11 protein-coding genes are annotated in these 17,960 nt (G+C 62.1%); 8 read left to right on the plus strand and 3 right to left on the minus strand.

Annotated elements, in window-relative coordinates:
• Positions 1-25: 25 nt before the first annotated feature.
• From BMH52_RS04365 to aceE, 3 genes are all read right to left on the minus strand, one after another.
• Complete coding sequence (locus BMH52_RS04365) at positions 26-2,719, minus strand: bifunctional diguanylate cyclase/phosphodiesterase (RefSeq protein ID WP_020301653.1); 2,694 nt, start codon at positions 2,717-2,719, stop codon at positions 26-28.
• A 408-nt stretch (positions 2,720-3,127) separates the two neighbouring features.
• On the minus strand, positions 3,128-4,774 hold the full coding sequence (gene aceF / locus BMH52_RS04370) for a dihydrolipoyllysine-residue acetyltransferase (protein ID WP_014716622.1): 1,647 nt from the start codon (positions 4,772-4,774) through the stop codon (positions 3,128-3,130).
• A gap of 11 nt (positions 4,775-4,785) precedes the next feature.
• Positions 4,786-7,431, minus strand: a complete 2,646-nt coding sequence (gene aceE / locus BMH52_RS04375; protein WP_003187985.1) for a pyruvate dehydrogenase (acetyl-transferring), homodimeric type — start codon at positions 7,429-7,431, stop codon at positions 4,786-4,788.
• A 383-nt stretch (positions 7,432-7,814) separates the two neighbouring features.
• Between aceE and glnE the strand changes: the two genes are divergently transcribed.
• The 8 genes from glnE to BMH52_RS04415 all read left to right on the plus strand — a co-directional run bounded on the left by glnE (position 7,815) and on the right by BMH52_RS04415 (position 17,934).
• A complete protein-coding gene (glnE, locus tag BMH52_RS04380) occupies positions 7,815-10,754 on the plus strand; it encodes a bifunctional [glutamate--ammonia ligase]-adenylyl-L-tyrosine phosphorylase/[glutamate--ammonia-ligase] adenylyltransferase (protein ID WP_072434837.1) in 2,940 nt (979 codons plus the stop codon).
• Between the two features lie 221 nt (positions 10,755-10,975).
• Complete coding sequence (waaF, locus tag BMH52_RS04385; RefSeq protein ID WP_060764898.1) at positions 10,976-12,010, plus strand: lipopolysaccharide heptosyltransferase II; 1,035 nt, start codon at positions 10,976-10,978, stop codon at positions 12,008-12,010.
• A 1-nt stretch (position 12,011) separates the two neighbouring features.
• On the plus strand, positions 12,012-13,073 hold the full coding sequence (gene waaC, locus BMH52_RS04390) for a lipopolysaccharide heptosyltransferase I (protein WP_072434839.1): 1,062 nt from the start codon (positions 12,012-12,014) through the stop codon (positions 13,071-13,073).
• Entirely contained in the window at positions 13,073-14,197 is a 1,125-nt protein-coding gene (locus BMH52_RS04395) for a glycosyltransferase family 4 protein (RefSeq protein WP_073843001.1), read from the plus strand. Before waaC ends, BMH52_RS04395 begins: the two co-directional genes overlap by 1 nt.
• Positions 14,194-15,000 carry a lipopolysaccharide core heptose(I) kinase RfaP gene (gene rfaP, locus BMH52_RS04400; protein ID WP_014716628.1) on the plus strand — a complete coding sequence of 269 codons (807 nt, stop codon included), beginning with the start codon at positions 14,194-14,196 and terminating at the stop codon, positions 14,998-15,000. Before BMH52_RS04395 ends, rfaP begins: the two co-directional genes overlap by 4 nt.
• On the plus strand, positions 15,000-15,734 hold the full coding sequence (locus BMH52_RS04405; RefSeq protein ID WP_003187993.1) for a lipopolysaccharide kinase InaA family protein: 735 nt from the start codon (positions 15,000-15,002) through the stop codon (positions 15,732-15,734). Before rfaP ends, BMH52_RS04405 begins: the two co-directional genes overlap by 1 nt.
• Entirely contained in the window at positions 15,731-16,483 is a 753-nt protein-coding gene (locus tag BMH52_RS04410) for a lipopolysaccharide kinase InaA family protein (protein WP_014716629.1), read from the plus strand. Before BMH52_RS04405 ends, BMH52_RS04410 begins: the two co-directional genes overlap by 4 nt.
• The gene (locus tag BMH52_RS04415; RefSeq protein WP_073843003.1) at positions 16,483-17,934 is read left to right on the plus strand and encodes a lipopolysaccharide kinase InaA family protein; all 1,452 of its coding nucleotides are present in this window, start codon (positions 16,483-16,485) and stop codon (positions 17,932-17,934) included. The genes BMH52_RS04410 and BMH52_RS04415 overlap by 1 nt, the downstream gene beginning before the upstream one ends.
• Positions 17,935-17,960: the final 26 nt, after the last annotated feature.

Here is a 17,960-nt window from a genome sequence, read left to right on the forward strand (position 1 = left end):
AGTGTGCCCGAGTGTTACAGCGCTGTCAGGCGATTGGCCCGCGCGGGTAGCGTTTAAGCCTCTGCATCAGCTCGGCACCCGGGATCGGGCGGTCGAACAGGTAGCCCTGGCCCACGTCGCAACGGTGCCGGCGCAGGAACGCCAACTGCTCAGCGGTTTCGATGCCTTCGGCCACGACCTTGAGTTTGAGGTTGTGGGCCATGGCGATCACCGCCGAGGTGATTTCCATGTCGTCCTGGTTGTCCGGGATTTCATGGATAAAGCTGCGATCAATCTTAATGATGTCGATGGGGAATTTTTTCAAGTAGCTCAGCGACGAGTAACCGGTACCGAAGTCGTCCATCGCCAGGGTCAGGCCAAAGCTCTTGAGCTGGTCCAGTTGCAGGCGCGTATCTTCGGTGGCTTCCAGCAGCAAGCCTTCGGTCAGCTCCAGCTCCAGCAGGTTGGCCGGCAGCTGTTCCTCCTTGAGGATGGTGGCAATCGAGGCCACCAGGTCCGGGTCGGAGAATTGCTTGGGCGACAGGTTGATGGCCACCTGCAAGTTGCCCAGGCCTGCGGCCGTCAATTGGCGGCTCATGCGGCAGGCCTGGCGCGCGATCCATTTACCGATGGGGATGATCAGCCCGGTTTCTTCAGCCACGCTGATGAACTGGTCGGGGCGGATCATGCCTTTTTCCGGGTGGTTCCAGCGCAACAGTGCTTCCATGCCCAGCAGGCGACCGCTGCGCAGGCATAGCTTGGGCTGGTAGAACACGTCCAGCTCGTTCTGGGTCAGGGCACGGCGCAGATTGTTTTCCACGAACAGCTTGTAGCTGGCCTCGGCATTCAGGGCTTCGGTGAACACCTGCACCTGGTGTTTACCGTTGGCCTTGGCCTTGTGCAGGGCCAGGCCGGCGTTGCGCATCAAGGTCTGTGGGTCGCGACCATGCAGCGGCGCACAGGCCAGGCCCACGGAGCCGGTGACGCTGATCAATTGGTTGTCGACGAACATCGGCTTGTCGAGGGTGGTCAGCAACTGGCTGGCCACCTGCTGGCCGGTCTCAAGGTCGGCGTCGTCCAACAGCACCGCGAATTCGTTGCTGGCAAAACGCGCCAGGCTGCCGCCGCTGCTCAAGCTGTTGCGCAGGCGGCGCGCCAGGCTGATCAGCAACTTGTCGCCGGTCTGGTGGCCGAGGCTGTCGTTGATGCGCTTGAAGTTGTCGATGTCCACCAACAGCAGGCTGATCGGGCTGTCGCTGTCGCGGGCAAAGCGCTCGTCGAGGTTGCGAATGAACGCGGGGCGATTGCCCAGGTTGGTCAGGTTGTCGGTGTAGGCCAGGCGTTCGATGCGCTGCTGCGCCAGCTTGGTCTGGGTGATGTCTTCGTAGATGCCGATGTAGTGGGTCAACTCGCGGTTGTCGCCATACACTTTGGAAATCGACAGCTGGCCCCAGTAGGGTTCCAGGTTCTTGCGGCGGCTCTTGAACTCGCCTTGCCAGCTGTTGCTTTTGGCCAGGGCCGAGGGCGCGTCGAACAGCAATTCGCTGAGGTTCTCCAGGGCTGGCAGTTGGGCCAGGCGATGGCCGTGGACTTCTTCGGCGCTGTACTGGGTGATCGCGGTGAAGCTGGGGTTGACGTACTCCACCACGCCGTCGCAATTGACCAGCAAGAACGCGTTGGCGCTTTGCTCTACAGCGCGCTGGAACAGGTGCAAGGCGCTGGTGGCAGTGCGGCGGTTGTGGTTGTTGATGACCTGGGCGAACTGGTCTGCCAACTCGCCGGCGAACGCGATTTCATCGGACTGCCAGGCGCGCGGGCTGCCACCTTGTTCCAGGCACAGCACGCCGACCACCTGGCCGTCGACACGGATGCTGGCGTCGAGCATCGCGTGGATGTCCTTGGCGCGCAGGCTTTCAGCCATTTCCCGGGTGCGTGGGTCGCGCATGGCGTGGGTGGCGTCGATGGCGCGGCTGGAGTGCAGGGCTTCCAGGTAATCCGGGAAGCCGCTGGCATCGATGGCTTCAGGCAGGTGGTGTTGTTGATCGGCGCGGTGATAGGCGGAGATCGGTACCAAGTGATGGCCTTCGAGGTTCCAGATGCTGGCGCAGTCGATCTGGTAAATGTCGCAGGCGCTGCGCGTGATCAGTTCAGCGGCTTCTTGCAGGGAATTTGGCGTGGTGTAGCGTTGGCGCGCCAGCAGCAGGATCAGTTCTTGCTGGGCGCGCACTCGCTCCAGATGCTGCAACTGTTCCTGCTGCGCTCGCTGATTGAGCTCCAGGGCAATTTGCAGGCGGCTGTTCTGGTTTTCCAGGTCGACCGTCGGGGCGGGTGCGCTGTTCTCGCTGAACAGCCCCTCGACCACCATCAGGTAGCCGCGCACCAGGTGGCGGTTGTGTTGTTTGTAGGCCTCGCCCATTTCCAGCACGCTCAGCGGGCCGTCATGGGTGTGCAGGGTATAGCGCACCAGATAATGGGGGCTGTGGGCCAGTTGTTGCTGGATCGCATCGTGCAACTGGTAGCGCGCCTGGGGTTCCATCAGGCTGGCGTAGGGCGTGCCGATCAAGGCGCAGAGTTCAACCGCCGGCAGGCCGAACTGGCGTTCGCAATTGGGATCGAGGTAGAGCAGGGCCCAGCTTGCCTCATTAAGCCGCTCGAAACGCAGCATACCGAGGCGCGAAGGCACCGGTAATTGCGTCACTACCTCGGCCGCCATACGGGCGACATCGGGTTGGCTTTTCATGGGGAAACTCGCTTGGGAAAATGCGCACTGCGCTGGGCTCACGCCCTCTTGACTGTCGACTGCGGCAAGGTTGCATCATGCAGGACGCAGTGACAAGAGAGGATGAAGGCTAAGTGCTATAAGCCTGTTATCGGCCGCGCGAGGGATTTCTGTAATTGAGGTGATCGATGGTTCACGCCTGTTCTCTGTAGGAGCGAGGGGGACGCCTAGTTCTTGCTCGCGAAAAACGCCAGGGCACCGCGTTTATCCAGAAGCCCCGCGTCATCGTTGACGATCTTCGCGAGCAAGCTCGCGTCTACAAAAACACAGGCAAAAAAAGCCCCGCCAAGTGGCGGGGTTGAGGTACGAGCGTGGCGCTCGGAAATCGGTGTGGCAAGGACCTTCCCGGTAACAGGAAGGCCCTGCGACTTACAGCAGGATGGTGCGGATGTCGTTCAGCAACTGGCTCAGGCGCTGGGTGAAGCGCGCAGCCGCGGCGCCGTTGATCACGCGGTGATCGTAGGACAGCGACAGTGGCAGCATCAGCTTGGGTTGGAACGCTTTACCGTCCCACACAGGCTGGATGGTGGCCTTGGACACACCCAGGATCGCCACTTCCGGCGCGTTGACGATTGGCGTGAAGCCAGTACCGCCAATGTGGCCGAGGCTGGAGATGGTGAAGCAGGCGCCCTGCATGTCGTCCGGGGTGAGCTTCTTGTCGCGGGCCTTGGCAGCCAGCGCAGCCGCTTCGCCAGCGAGCTGCAGCAGGCTCTTCTGGTCGACGTTCTTGATGACCGGTACCAGCAGGCCATCCGGGGTGTCGACCGCAAAGCCGATGTGCACGTACTTCTTGCGAATGATCGCCTTGCCGCTTGGCGCCAGCGAGCTGTTGAAGTCCGGCAGTTCCTTGAGCAGGTGTGCACAGGCCTTGAGCAGCAGTGGCAGTACGGTCAGCTTCACGCCGGCCTTCTCGGCCACGGCTTTCTGCGCAACGCGGAACGCTTCCAGGTCGGTGATATCGGCCTGGTCGAATTGGGTCACGTGCGGGATGTTCAACCAGCTGGCATGCAGGCCTGCCGCGCCGATTTGCATCAGGCGGGTCATCGGCACTTCTTCGGTTTCGCCGAAGCGGCTGAAGTCCACGGTGCGGATCGGCGGAATGCCCGAACCACCGGTAGCGCCGCCGGCAGCCGGAGCTTCCTTGGCTTTTTGCATCATGGTTTTGACGTAAACCTGCACGTCTTCCTTCAGCACACGGCCGTGCGGGCCGCTGGCTGCAACAGCGCTCAGCTCGACGCCGAATTCACGGGCCAACTGACGCACGGCTGGGCCGGCGTGAACCTTGGCACCGCTTGGCGCAGGTGCAGCCGCCGCAGGGGCTGGCGCAGCTTCGGCTTTTGCGGCCGGCGCAGGGGCAGCAGCGGCAGGTGCCGCTTCAGCCTTGGCCGCCGGAGCAGCAGCCGGTGCTGGTGCGGCGGCTGGCGCAGCACCTTGTACTTTGAGCTTGAGGATGAAGTCACCGGTGCCGACTTCGTCTTCCAGCTTGACCGCGATGCTTTCCACTACGCCGGCAGCCGGCGATGGGATCTCCATGGAGGCCTTGTCGGACTCCAGGGTGATCAGCGACTGGTCGGCTTCGACGGTGTCGCCGACCTTGACCAGCAGCTCGATGATCTTGGCCTTGCCCGACGAGCCGATGTCCGGGACGTGAATGTCCTGGACGGTGGCGGCGGCAGGTGCGGCGGCCGGGGCTGGAGCAGCCTCGGCAGCGGCAGGCTTTTCAGCAGCAGGTGCAGGTGCAGCGGCGGCCGGAGCCGCGGCCGCAGGGGCTGCATCAGCAGCGCCTTCGATTTCCAGTTCCAGCAGTTCGTCGCCTTCTTTCAGGCGGTCGCCCAGCTTCACTTTCAGGCTCTTGACCACGCCGGCCTTGGGAGCAGGGATTTCCATGCTCGCTTTGTCCGACTCCAGGGTCAGGATGCTCTGGTCGGCTTCGACGGTGTCGCCGACCTTCACAAACAGCTCGATTACTTCACCTTCACCGCTGCCGATGTCAGGTACGCGAATGAGTTCGCTCACAGAAAATCTCCTCAGCAGTCCAGTGGGTTGCGTTTTTCCGGGTTGATCCCGAACTTGACGATAGCGTCAGCCACCACCTTAGGTTCGATCTCACCACGGTCAGCCAAGGCTTCCAGGGCTGCCAACACCACGAAGTGACGGTCGACTTCGAAGAAGTGACGCAGCTTCTTGCGGCTGTCACTGCGGCCGAAACCATCGGTGCCCAGGACTTTGAATTCCTTGGACGGGACCCACTGGCGAATTTGTTCAGCAAACAGCTTCATGTAGTCGGTAGAGGCAATGACTGGACCCTTACGGCCGGCCAGGCACTCTTCGACGTAACTCTTGGCTGGCTTCTGGCCAGGGTGCAGACGGTTGCTGCGCTCCACGGCCAGGCCGTCGCGGCGCAGCTCGTTGAAGCTGGTGACGCTCCATACGTCGGCACCGACGTTGAACTCGTCGCGCAGGATCTTCGCCGCTTCACGCACTTCACGCAGGATGGTGCCGGAGCCCATCAGCTGTACGTGGTGCGCCGCTTCCTTGGTGTCTTCTTCGAGCAGGTACATGCCCTTGATGATGCCTTCTTCCACACCGGCCGGCATGGCTGGCTGCTGGTAGGACTCGTTCATCACGGTGATGTAGTAGAAAACGTCCTGCTGCTCTTCGGTCATCTTCTTCATGCCGTCCTGGATGATCACCGCCAGCTCATAGCCGTAGGTTGGATCAAAGGTGCGGCAGTTCGGGATGGTGGCAGCCAGGATGTGGCTGTGACCGTCTTCGTGTTGCAGGCCTTCGCCGTTCAGCGTGGTACGGCCGGCGGTACCGCCGATCAGGAAACCACGGGTGCGGCTGTCGCCAGCGGCCCATGCCAGGTCGCCGATACGCTGGAAGCCGAACATCGAGTAGAAGATGTAGAACGGCAGCATTGGCTGGTTATGGCTGGAGTACGAAGTACCGGCAGCGATGAAGGAGCTCATGGCGCCTGCTTCGTTGATGCCTTCTTCGAGGATCTGGCCCTTCTTGTCTTCCTTGTAGAACATCACCTGGTCTTTATCGACTGGCTCGTAGAGCTGGCCGACGGAGGAGTAGATGCCCAACTGACGGAACATGCCTTCCATACCGAAGGTACGGGCTTCGTCCGGGATGATCGGGACGATGCGCGGGCCGATGTCCTTGTCCTTGACCAGCTGCGCCAGAATACGCACGAAGGCCATGGTGGTGGAGATTTCACGGTCGCCCGAGCCGTCAAGGATAGCCTTGAGGGTGCTCAGGTCTGGCGTCGGTACGCTGAAGCTGTTGGCGCGGCGCTGTGGCACGAAACCGCCCAGTGCACTGCGACGCTCGCTCAGGTAGCGGGCTTCGGCGCTGTTTGGCTCTGGCTTGAAGAACGGCAGGTTCTCCAGCTCTTCGTCCTTGACCGGGATGTCGAAGCGGTCGCGGAACAACTTCAGGCTGTCGACATCGACTTTCTTGGTGTTGTGCGCGGTGTTCTTCGCTTCGCCGGCACCGGTGCCATAACCCTTGATGGTCTTGGCCAGGATGACGGTCGGTTGTTCTTTGTGGTTGACCGCTTCGTGGTACGCCGCGTAGACCTTGTACGGGTCGTGGCCGCCACGGTTGAGCTTCCAGATCTCGTCGTCGGACAGGTCGGCAACCATCGCCTTGAGTTCAGGCGTGTTGAAGAAATGCTCGCGAACGAACGCGCCGTCTTTGGCTTTGTAGTTCTGGTACTCGCCGTCGATGACTTCGTCCATGCGACGCTGCAGGATACCGTCGACGTCCTTGGCCAGCAGTGGGTCCCAGAAGCGGCCCCAGATGACTTTGGTCACGTTCCACTGAGCACCGCGGAACACGCCTTCGAGTTCCTGGATGATCTTGCCATTGCCGCGAACCGGGCCGTCGAGGCGCTGCAGGTTGCAGTTGATGACGAAGATCAGGTTGTCGAGCTTCTCGCGGCCGGCCAGGGAAATGGCACCCAGGGATTCCGGCTCGTCGCACTCGCCGTCGCCGAGGAAGCACCAGACTTTCTGCTTGCCTTCGGGGATGAAACCACGGGCTTCCAGGTACTTCATGAAGCGTGCCTGGTAGATCGCCTGGATTGGGCCCAGACCCATGGAAACGGTCGGGAACTGCCAGAAATCAGGCATCAGCCAAGGGTGCGGGTAGGACGACAGGCCCTGACCGTCGACTTCCTGGCGGAAGTTGTTCATTTGTTCTTCGCTGATGCGACCTTCCATGAACGCACGGGCGTAGACGCCTGGCGAGGTGTGGCCCTGGAAGTAGATCAGGTCGCCGCCGTGTTCGTCGGTCGGGGCCTGGAAGAAGTAGTTGAAGCCGATGTCATACAGGGTTGCGCTGGAAGCGAAGCTGGAGATGTGACCGCCCAGGTCCGAATCTTTCAAGTTCGTGCGCATTACCATCGCCATGGCGTTCCAACGTACCAGCGAGCGAATGCGGCGTTCCATGAACAGGTCGCCAGGCATGCGTGCTTCGTGGGTAACGGGGATGGTGTTGCGGTATGGCGTAGTGATGGCGTAAGGCAGTTGCGAGCCGCTGCGGGTCGCGAGTTCGCCCATACGGGTCATCAGGTAGTGAGCACGGTCTTCGCCTTCTTTGTCGAGAACCGATTCCAGGGCGTCCAGCCATTCCTGGGTTTCGACGGGATCGAGGTCTTGCATGGCTTGCTCCAGGGCGGAAAGGCTACCAGAATCGGTTGCCTGAAGTTTGCGACTGGCCTTGTGGGCAGACGACATAAATTCTTGGATGGCCGAAGGTTGCTTCGGCGTCCTGTAGTTTTACTACAAATCGTCGGCCATTTCAGCCTTTCGAATGTATATACGAGTAGTAAAACTACACAAGACTGAGCGTATGGCTCGGTCTTGCTGGTGAGCATAATCGTTATTGTTGGTCTATTGCGAACAAGAAAAGGTGAAACTTTGATGTTGCCTGCCAAGATTAATTTAATTTCAGCTATTTCTAACCTTTGTTCGACAGTCCTTCACCGAGTATGGCTCTTGCCTTCACAACTACACGCCATTTACACGCCGATCAAGGATAGACCATGAGCCTTCCAACGCTGGCCGAACTGCCGGCCATTCTGTTGCCTTACGCCAACCGGGCCGAGCAGTCATTTCGTGACGCAGTGGCCGCGCTGGATGACGATCATGGCCTTTCTGCGTGGACGCCGCAACGGTGGGCCGACTTCGCCCGCGTGTGCGCCGCCAGTGATTTCGTCATTGAACAGAGTGTTCGTGACCCTTTGATGTTGCTGGAGCTGGCGGCCTGGGGCGAGCTGGACCGCGGCTTTGCGCCCGGCGAGCTGTGCAGCCAGATAGCCGGTGCCGTGCAACAGGCCGAAACAGAAGATGAACTGGGCCGTGCGCTACGCCGCCAACGCACGCGCCAGCAGGTGCGCATCATCTGGCGCGACCTCACACGCCAGGCCGACCTGGTGCAAACCTGTCGCGATCTGTCCGACATGGCCGACGCCTGCATCGACCAGGCCTATCAATGGCTGTACCAGCGCCACTGCGCCCAGTTCGGCACGCCGACCGGCGCACGCAGTGGCGAGGCGCAGCACATGGTCATCCTCGGCATGGGCAAGCTCGGTGCGGTGGAGCTGAACCTGTCGTCGGATATCGACCTGATCTTCGCCTACCCCGAAGGCGGCGAGACGGTGGGCGTGAAGCGCGCCCTGGATAATCAGGAGTTCTTTATTCGCCTGGGTCAAAAACTGATCAAGGCCCTGGACCCGATGACCGTCGACGGTTTTGTCTTCCGCGTCGACATGCGCCTGCGTCCCTACGGTTCGGCCGGCGCCCTGGTGCTCAGCTTCAACGCGCTGGAGCAGTACTACCAGGACCAGGGCCGGGACTGGGAGCGCTACGCCATGATCAAGGCGCGGGTGGTGGCCGGCGACCAGGCGGCTGGCGCGCAACTGCTCGACATGCTGCGCCCGTTTGTCTATCGCCGTTATCTGGACTTCTCGGCCATCGAAGCGCTGCGCACCATGAAGCAACTGATCCAGCAGGAAGTGCGGCGCAAGGGCATGGCCGACAATATCAAGCTGGGCGCGGGCGGCATTCGTGAGGTGGAATTTATCGCCCAGGCATTCCAGCTGATCCATGGCGGCCGCGACCTCAGCCTGCAGCAACGCCCGCTGTTGAACGTGCTGGGCACGCTGGAAGGCCAGGGTTATTTGCCCGCGGCGGTGATCAGCGAGCTGCGCAGCGGTTACGAGTTCCTGCGCTACACCGAACATGCGATCCAGGCGATTGCCGACCGCCAGACGCAAATGCTGCCGGACAGCCCCGAAGACCAGGCACGCATTGCCTTTATGCTGGGCTTTAGTGACTGGGCCGCGTTCCATGAGCGCCTGATGTACTGGCGTGGCCGTGTGGACTGGCACTTTCGCCAAGTGATTGCCGACCCTGATGAAGAAGAGGGCGAAGAAAGCGAATTGGTGGTCGGCGGTGAATGGTTGCCACTGTGGGAGGAATCCCAGGATGACGATGCCGCGTGCCGCCAACTGAGTGAAGGCGGTTTCACCGATGCCCCCAAGGCCCTCAAGGCCTTGGCCAGCCTGCGCGCCAGCCCGCAGTTGCGCGCCATGCAGCGCCTGGGGCGTGAGCGCCTGGATGCGTTCATCCCGCGCCTGCTGGCCCAGGCCGTTGAACATGCCAACCCAGACCTGGTGCTGGAGCGCGTGTTGCCGCTGGTGGAAGCCGTGGCCCGGCGTTCGGCCTACCTGGTGCTGCTGACGGAGAACCCCGACGCCTTGCGCCGCCTGTTGACCTTGTGCGCAGCCAGCCCGTGGATCGCCGAACAGATCACCCGTTTCCCGCTGTTGCTCGATGAATTGCTCAACGAAGGCCGCTTGTTCAAGCCGCCGCTGGCGCCGGAGCTGGCCGCTGAGTTGCGCGAGCGCCTCACGCGCATTCCCGAAGATGACCTTGAGCAGCAGATGGAAGCCTTGCGCCATTTCAAACTGGCGCACCGCCTGCGGGTGGCCGCTTCCGAAATCGCTGGCAGCCTGCCGTTGATGAAGGTCAGCGACTACCTCACCTGGCTGGCCGAAGCCATTCTTGAACAAGTGCTGGCCCTGGCCTGGCGCCAGACCGTCGCCCGCCACGGCTCGCCGCAGCGCCTGGACGGCACCCTGTGCGATCCTGGGTTCATCATTGTCGGTTATGGGAAAGTCGGCGGCATCGAACTGGGGCATGGTTCGGACCTGGACCTGGTGTTTATCCATGACGGCGACCCCCAGGCCGAGACGGACGGTGCCAAGCCGATCGATGGCGCGCAATTCTTTACACGCCTGGGCCAGCGCATCATTCACCTGCTGACCACCCAGACCAACTCTGGGCAGCTGTATGAAGTAGACATGCGCCTGCGACCTTCCGGCGCATCCGGCTTGTTGGTGAGTTCCCTGGGTGCATTTGATCGCTATCAACAAAATGAAGCCTGGACCTGGGAACATCAGGCCCTGATCCGTGCGCGGGTACTGGTGGGCAGCCAGGATGTGGGCCAGGCGTTCGAGCAGGTACGGGCTAACGTGTTGGGGCGTGAGCGGGACTTGGAGAAGCTGCGCCAGGAGGTCAGCGAGATGCGTGCCAAGATGCGTGACAACCTGGGCACCAAGGCCACGACTGCCGGCAGGGGCGCCAATGCCTTCGAGGCCACGGCGCTGTTCGACCTCAAGCAGGACGCCGGAGGTATCGTCGATATTGAATTTATGGTGCAATACGCGGCTTTGGCGTGGTCTGCGCAACATCCATCGTTGCTGCGCTACACCGACAATATCCGCATTTTGGAGGGCCTGGAGCAGGTCGGGCTGATGCCCGCCGCCGATGCCCATTTGCTGCGTGAAGTGTACAAGGCTTATCGCTCAGCCGCGCACCGCCAGGCTTTGCAGAACGAGGCCGGTACGGTAGCCGGGGACCAGTTCGCCGACGAGCGGCGACAGGTGATGCGAATCTGGCAGGCGCTGGGCTTAAATTGAAACTCGACTGATTGGCGACGCCAATTTTTATATGGGATGCGGATTAATGTGGGAGCCGGGCTTGCCCGCGATGCAGGCGCCTCGGTTTATCAGGGATACCGAGGTGATGCGATCGCAGGCAAGCCAGCTCCCACATAAAGATGCTCCCTGGCGCACCGCGATCTACAGTTATTATCGAGGCGGGGAGGCATAGGCCTCCCCGCATCGTTTGTGGAAACTACATGAATATTCTGATCGTTGGGCCCAGTTGGGTCGGTGACATGGTGATGGCACAGACACTGTTTCAGTGCCTGCGCCTGCGCTATCCAGACTGCCAGATCGACGTGCTCGCCCCTGAGTGGAGCCGGCCGATCCTCGAGCGCATGCCAGAGGTGCGTAAGGCCTTGAGCTTCCCGCTCGGCCACGGCGCCCTTGAGTTGGCGACCCGCCGACGTATCGGCAAGTCCATGGCGGGCCAGTACGACCAGGCGATCCTGCTGCCTAACTCGCTGAAATCGGCGCTGGTGCCGTACTTTGCCGGTATCCCCAAGCGCACCGGCTGGCGCGGTGAGTTTCGCTATGTGCTGCTCAATGACGTGCGCACCCTGGATAAAGCCCGTTACCCGTTGATGATCGAACGCTTTATGGCTTTGGCCTACGAGCCGGGCGCTGAACTGCCCAAGCCGTATCCGCGCCCCAGCTTGCAGATCGACCCGGTGACCCGCGACGCGGCGCTGGCCAAGTTCGGCCTGACCCTGGATCGGCCCGTATTGGCCTTGTGCCCGGGCGCCGAATTTGGCGAGTCCAAGCGTTGGCCGTCGGAGCATTACGCCAAAGTCGCCGAAACCAAGATCCGCGAAGGCTGGCAGGTGTGGTTGTTCGGCTCCAAGAACGATCATTCGGTGGGTGAAGACATTCGTCAGCGCTTGATCCCCGGCCTGCGTGAAGAGGCGGTGAACCTCAGTGGCGACACGTCCCTGGCCGAGGCCATCGACCTGTTGTCGTGCGCCGACTCGGTGGTGTCCAACGACTCCGGCCTGATGCATGTGGCGGCGGCGCTGAATCGTCCGCTGGTGGCCGTGTACGGCTCCACATCCCCAGGCTTCACTCCGCCGTTAGCCGACAAGGTCGAAGTGGTGCGCCTGGGCCTGGATTGCAGCCCGTGCTTTGACCGTACTTGCCGCTTCGGCCACTACAACTGCCTGCGCCAGTTGCTGCCCCAGCCGGTAACCGATGCCCTGCAGCGTTTGCAGGGCGACGTGGTCGAGGTTCATTGAGTTGCGGGTTCTGGTAATCAAGACCTCATCCCTGGGCGACGTGATCCATGCCTTGCCGGCCCTCACCGACGCAGCGCGGGCGATTCCCGGCATTCGGTTCGACTGGGTGGTGGAAGAAGGCTTTGCCGAAATCCCCACCTGGCACCCGGCGGTCGACAAGGTGATTCCGGTGGCGATTCGCCGCTGGCGCAAGAACCTCTGGCAAACCATCAAGAGCGGTGAATGGCGGCGCTTCAAGCAGGCGGTGCAGTCGACTAAATACGACCTGGTGATCGACGCCCAGGGCTTGCTCAAAAGCGCCTGGCTGACGCGCTATGTGCGGGCGCCCATCGCTGGCTTCGACAAAGATTCTGCGCGTGAACCCCTGGCTGCGCGCTTTTATTCCCGGCGCCTGGCCGTGGCCCGTGGGCAGCATGCGGTGGAGCGCTTGCGCCAGCTGTTTGCCGTGGCCCTGGGCTACGACCTGCCGCAGCGTCTGGGCGACTACGGCCTGAGCGTCGAAAAACTGCTCGGCCTGCCGCCGAAAAAACCGTTCGTATTGCTGTTGCATGGCACCACCTGGGACACCAAGCACTGGCCCGAAGCCTATTGGCGCGAGCTGGCCGAACGCATGGGCCGCCTGGGCGTGGACGTAAAGCTGCCGTGGGGCAACGCCGCCGAAAAGGCGCGGGCCGAACGCTTGGCCCTGGGCCTGCCCAACGCCGAAGTGTTGCCCAAGCTCAACCTGGCGGGCGTGGCCGGTATATTGGCGAGCGCCCGTGCCTGCGTGGCCGTGGACACCGGCCTTGGTCACTTGGCGGCGGCATTGGACGTGCCGACCATTTCCCTGTTCGGCCCCACCAACCCAGGCCTCACCGGCGCCTACGGCAAGGGCCAGATTCACTTGGCCAGCGACTGGCCGTGTGCGCCTTGCCTGCAAAAACAGTGCACTTATCAACCCACTGCCGACGACCTGCGGCGGTTCGACATCGCCCGCGAGTCGCCCCTGTGCTTCACGCGCTTGAACCCTGAGCGTGTTGCAAGCCGGCTGAGCACGTTGTTACTGGCCGAGGAGCAGCACTGATGCAACTGGCTTTTGTTCTGTACAAGTACTTCCCTTTCGGTGGCCTGCAGCGCGACTTCATGCGCATCGCCCTGGAATGCCAGCAGCGCGGCCACGCCATTCGGGTGTACACCCTGATCTGGGAAGGTGATATCCCGCCAGGCTTTGAAGTGCTGGTGGCGCCGGTCAAGGCCTTGGTCAACCACCGTCGCAACGAAAAGCTCTACGCCTGGATCCAGGCCGACCTGGCCAAGCGCCCAGTGGACCGCGTGGTGGGCTTCAACAAGATGCCGGGGCTGGATCTGTACTTTGCCGCCGACGGTGTGTTCGAGGACAAGGCCCAGACCCTGCGCAACCCGATGTATCGCTGGTTCGGGCGCTACAAGCACTTTGCCGAATACGAGCGCGCCGTGTTCGATAAAAACGCCAAGACGCAGATCATGGTGTTGTCTGAGCACCAGCAGCAGCTGTTTACCCAGTATTACGGCACCCAGGCCGAGCGTTTTCACCTGTTGCCACCGGGTATTGCCCGCGACCGCCGCGCCCCGCCGAACGCCGCCGAAATCCGCGCCGAGTTCCGCGCTGAATTCGGCTTGGCCGAGGATGATCTGCTGTTGGTGCAGATCGGTTCGGGGTTCAAGACCAAGGGCGTCGACCGCAGCCTCAAGGCGCTGGCTGCTCTGCCTTCGCGGCTGAAGAAACGCACCCGGCTATTTGTAATCGGCCAGGACGACCCCAAAGTATTCCAATTGCAGAGCGCGGCGCTGGGCCTGGGCGATCAGGTGCAGTTCTTCAAGGGCCGCAATGATATTCCGCGTTTCCTGCTGGGGGCGGACCTGTTGATTCACCCTGCGTACAACGAGGCGGCCGGCATGGTGCTGGTCGAAGCGGTGGTCGCCGGCCTCCCTGTACTGGTGAGCCAGGTGTGCGGCTACGCGTTCTACATCGACAAGGCCCAGAGCGGCCGGGTGTTGGACGAGCCGTTCGAGCAATCCCAGCTCAACCAGTATTTGGTCGATATGCTCGACGACCCACAAGCGCGTGCGACCTGGAGTCGCAATGGTCTGGCCTTCGCCGAGACGGCCGACCTCTTTAGCATGCCGCAGTACGCTGCGGACCTGATTCTGGCGGAGCCAAACCGATGAAGTTGATTCTAGCCGAACCCTTCAAGACCCTCTGGGCCGGACGCGATGCGTTCGCCGAGGTCGAGAAGCTGGAAGGCCAGGTGTTCCGCGAGCTGGCCGCTCGCCGTACGTTGCGTACGGTGGTCGAGGGCCAGCCTTATTTTGTGAAGATCCACCGTGGGATCGGCTGGGGCGAAATCCTCAAGAACCTGGTCACCGCCAAATTACCGGTGTTGGGCGCGGGCCAGGAGTGGGTGGCGATCCAGCGCTTGCAGGCGCTTGGCGTACCGACCATGACCGCCGTGGCGTTCGGTGAAAAAGGCAGCAACCCGGCCGACCAGCATTCGTTCATCATCACCCAGGAACTGACCCCCATCATCAGCCTGGAAGACCTGACCCTGGACTGGGTCAAGCAACCGCCCGTGCCGGCCATCAAGCATGCCTTGACCCTTGAGCTGGCGCGTACCGTGGGCGCGATGCACCGCGGCGGCGTCAACCACCGTGACTGCTACCTGTGCCATTTCCTGCTGCACACCGACCGGCCTATCAGCGTCGACAACCTCAAGCTGTCGGTGATCGACCTGCACCGTGCCCAGGTACGTGCGACGATCCCCGTGCGTTGGCGCAACAAAGACCTGGCCGGCCTGTATTACTCCGCGTTGGAGATCGGCTTGACCCAGCGCGACAAGCTGCGTTTTCTCAAGGCCTACTTCCAGCAGCCGCTGCGCCAGATCCTGGCAGAGCAAACCGCGCTGTTGTCTGCGCTGGAACGCATGGCAGCAAAGCTGTATGCGCGTAAACAGCGATACGGGGATGCGATCTGATGGCGGGTTGGAATCTGGAACCTGCCTACGCCGCCCTGGCGGATGACTTTGGAAGCCTGGACGCGGTGTTCGCCCTGCAAGGCGAGCGGCTGACCCGCGACCCGTTGTCGGAAGTGATCCGGGTGGAGCGTGGCGGGGTCAATTATTACGTCAAGCGCTACGTAGGTGCCGGCAAGGGCCTGCGTCGTTACCTGGGCAGGCCGCGGGTGAAGTCCGAATGGCAGAACCTCAAGCGCTTCGCCAAGTGGGGCATCCCTACCGCCGACGTGGTGGCCTGGGGCCTGGACCGCAAGGGCCTGGCCTATAACCGTGGCGCCATGATCACCCGCGAACTGCCCAAGACCGAAGATCTGTCGGTGCTGGCCGAGCGTCACGATGAGCGCCTCAAAGACCCCCGGTGGGTCGATGGCATCAGCCGCCAGCTCGCCGAATACACGCGCACCATGCACGATCACCGCTTCACCCATAACGACTTGAAGTGGCGCAATCTGCTGGTGGACGACCAACGCACCCTGTACCTGATCGACTGCCCCAACGGTGATTTCTGGCGCGGTTTCTGGCTCAAGTACCGCATCACCAAAGACCTGGCCTGCCTGGACAAAGTCGCCAAGTATCACTTGTCGGCCACCCAGCGCCTGCGCTTCTACCTGCAATATCGTCAGCGCGCGCACCTGACCGCGTCGGACAAACAGCGAATTCGCCATGTGGTGAAGTTTTTCGAGGGACGCGAATGAGTGACTTCCTGGCGGCCGAAGACCGCGCTCTGCTTGAGCGCAACGGCCTGGCGACCTTCGACGCGCTGTGGGCCAAGCAACTGGATGCAGTGGACGAGCCGAACACCAGCGGCGACGGTTGGAGCAGTGTGTATCGCCTGGAGCTTGAGGGGCAGGGTTACTACCTCAAGCGCCAGAGCAACTACCTCACGCGCACCTTGCACCGCCCGTTCGGCGAGCCGAGTTTTGCCCGCGAGTTTCGCAACATCAGCCTGTATCGAAAGCTCGGTATACCGGCCCTGCAAGCGGCGTTCTTCGGTGAACGCAAGGTCAAGGGCGAGCGCCGGGCGATGCTGCTCACCCGTGCGCTGGATGGCTGGAATGACCTGGACTCGTTGCTGGAGCAGTGGTCGCAATTGAGCGCAGCCCAGCACAGTGCGATCCTGTTGGCGTGCGGCAAGCTGGCGCGTCATCTGCACAGCGTCGGGCAAGTGCATGGCTGTTTTTACCCCAAGCATATTTTCCTGCAGCCTGCCGGTGAGGGTTATGCCGCGCAGTTGATCGACCTGGAGAAAACCCGCCCGCTGCTGTTTGGCTGGCGTGACCGGGTCAAGGACCTGGAACCGCTGCTGCGCCGCGCGCCGCAATGGTCGGACGCGCAGGTGCGCCAATTGCTGGCGGCGTACCTTGAGCAGTCCGAGGACAGTGCCCTGGTGTCCACTTGGCACCAGCGCCTGACCGCGCGCCGCAGCCATAAGGAGAACCGCTGATGCGTTTATCCGAGCTGAAAACGGCTGGGCGTACCCCCGGCCTGCCCCTGACCCTCGACCTGGCGGATGCCGCCGGCCCTGGGCAATTGCAATTGCTGAGCCTTTTGCGGGTGTTGCCGGGGCAGCGCTATGTGGGCGCCGCCGTGTGGCGGGGTCGCCCGGTGTTGGCCAAGTTGTTGGTGGGCAACAAGGCGGCGCGGCATTTTCAGCGTGAGCTTACGGGGGTGCGCCTGTTGGCTGAGCAGGGCCTGACCACGCCGTTGCTGCTGGCCGATGGCTTGCAGGACGGCGAGGGCGGTTGGCTGCTGTTTGAATTTATCGAGGGGGCCCAAAGCCTGTCCGACGCTTGGCTCGCCGTCGAAAACCTGCCGCCGTTGGCGGACGAACAAACCGCTGTGCTCGCCGAAGCGCTGGGCGCGATTGCCCAGATGCATGCCAAGGGCCTGTGGCAAGAAGACCTGCACCTGGACAACCTGCTGCGCAAGGATGGCAAGCTGTATTTGATCGATGGCGCCGGTATTCGTGTCGAAGAGGCAAGCAAGCCGTTGTCGCGCAATCGAGTGCTGGAGAACCTCGGTGTGTTCTTCGCCCAACTGCCCAAGAACCTCGAGCCCTTTACCGAAGAGTTGCTGGTGTATTACTTGCTGGCCAACGGCGAACACGCCTTGCCAATGCAAGCCTTGGAAAAGCAGGTGCGTAAAGTCAGCGCCTGGCGTTTGAGAGACTACCTGGACAAGACCGGCCGCGAATGCACGCTGTTCAGCGTGGTGCGCGGCGCTTTTGGCTTGCGTGCGATCCGCCGCGAAGAAGAAGCCGCCATGGTGCCGGTGCTGGAGCAGGCCGATGCGTTGCTCGACCAGGGTCACCTGTACAAGACCGGTGGCGCGGCGAGCGTGGCCAAGGTCGACGTGGCTGGCCGGCCGCTGGTTATCAAACGCTACAACATCAAGGGCTTTGCCCATTGGCTCAAGCGCTTCTGGCGCCCGAGCCGCGCCTGGCACTCCTGGCGCGAAGGCAACCGCCTGGCCTTCCTGGGCTTCGCCACGCCCAAGCCGCTGGCGGTGCTGGAGAAACGGTTCCTGTGGTTGCGCAGCCGTGCCTACCTGGTCACCGAATACCTGCCTGGGCCAGACATCATCGAGCGCTTTGCGCCGTATGTTGAAAGCGGCGATGCGCCCGAGAGCGAATTGCAGGCGCTGGACCAGTTGTTTGCCGAGCTGATCCGCGAGCGCATCAGCCATGGGGATTTCAAGGGCCATAACCTGTTCTGGAGCGACGGGCGCTGGGCGATGATTGACCTGGATGCGATGTGCCAGCACGGTTCGCTGTCCAGCTTCGCCCCTGCGTATGCCAAAGACCGTGCGCGATTTATGCGTAACTGGCCGCAGGGCAGTGCGCTGTACCAGGTGATTGACCAGCGCTTGCCCAAAGAGGCGGGTGTCGGCAGTTAAATCTATCGCGGGCAAGCCCGCTCCCA

The organism is Pseudomonas sp. BTN1 (assembly GCF_001907715.1).
Taxonomy (GTDB): Bacteria; Pseudomonadota; Gammaproteobacteria; order Pseudomonadales; family Pseudomonadaceae; genus Aquipseudomonas; species Aquipseudomonas paracarnis.

Coding starts and splice junctions, on each gene's coding strand:
- BMH52_RS04365 (WP_020301653.1), bottom strand. CDS start 2,719: ATGAAAAGCCAACCCGATGTCGCCCGTATGGCGGCCGAGGTAGTGACG.
- aceE (WP_003187985.1), bottom strand. CDS start 7,431: ATGCAAGACCTCGATCCCGTCGAAACCCAGGAATGGCTGGACGCCCTG.
- glnE (WP_072434837.1), top strand. CDS start 7,815: ATGAGCCTTCCAACGCTGGCCGAACTGCCGGCCATTCTGTTGCCTTAC.
- waaF (WP_060764898.1), top strand. CDS start 10,976: ATGAATATTCTGATCGTTGGGCCCAGTTGGGTCGGTGACATGGTGATG.
- BMH52_RS04395 (WP_073843001.1), top strand. CDS start 13,073: ATGCAACTGGCTTTTGTTCTGTACAAGTACTTCCCTTTCGGTGGCCTG.
- rfaP (WP_014716628.1), top strand. CDS start 14,194: ATGAAGTTGATTCTAGCCGAACCCTTCAAGACCCTCTGGGCCGGACGC.
- BMH52_RS04405 (WP_003187993.1), top strand. CDS start 15,000: ATGGCGGGTTGGAATCTGGAACCTGCCTACGCCGCCCTGGCGGATGAC.
- BMH52_RS04410 (WP_014716629.1), top strand. CDS start 15,731: ATGAGTGACTTCCTGGCGGCCGAAGACCGCGCTCTGCTTGAGCGCAAC.
- BMH52_RS04415 (WP_073843003.1), top strand. CDS start 16,483: ATGCGTTTATCCGAGCTGAAAACGGCTGGGCGTACCCCCGGCCTGCCC.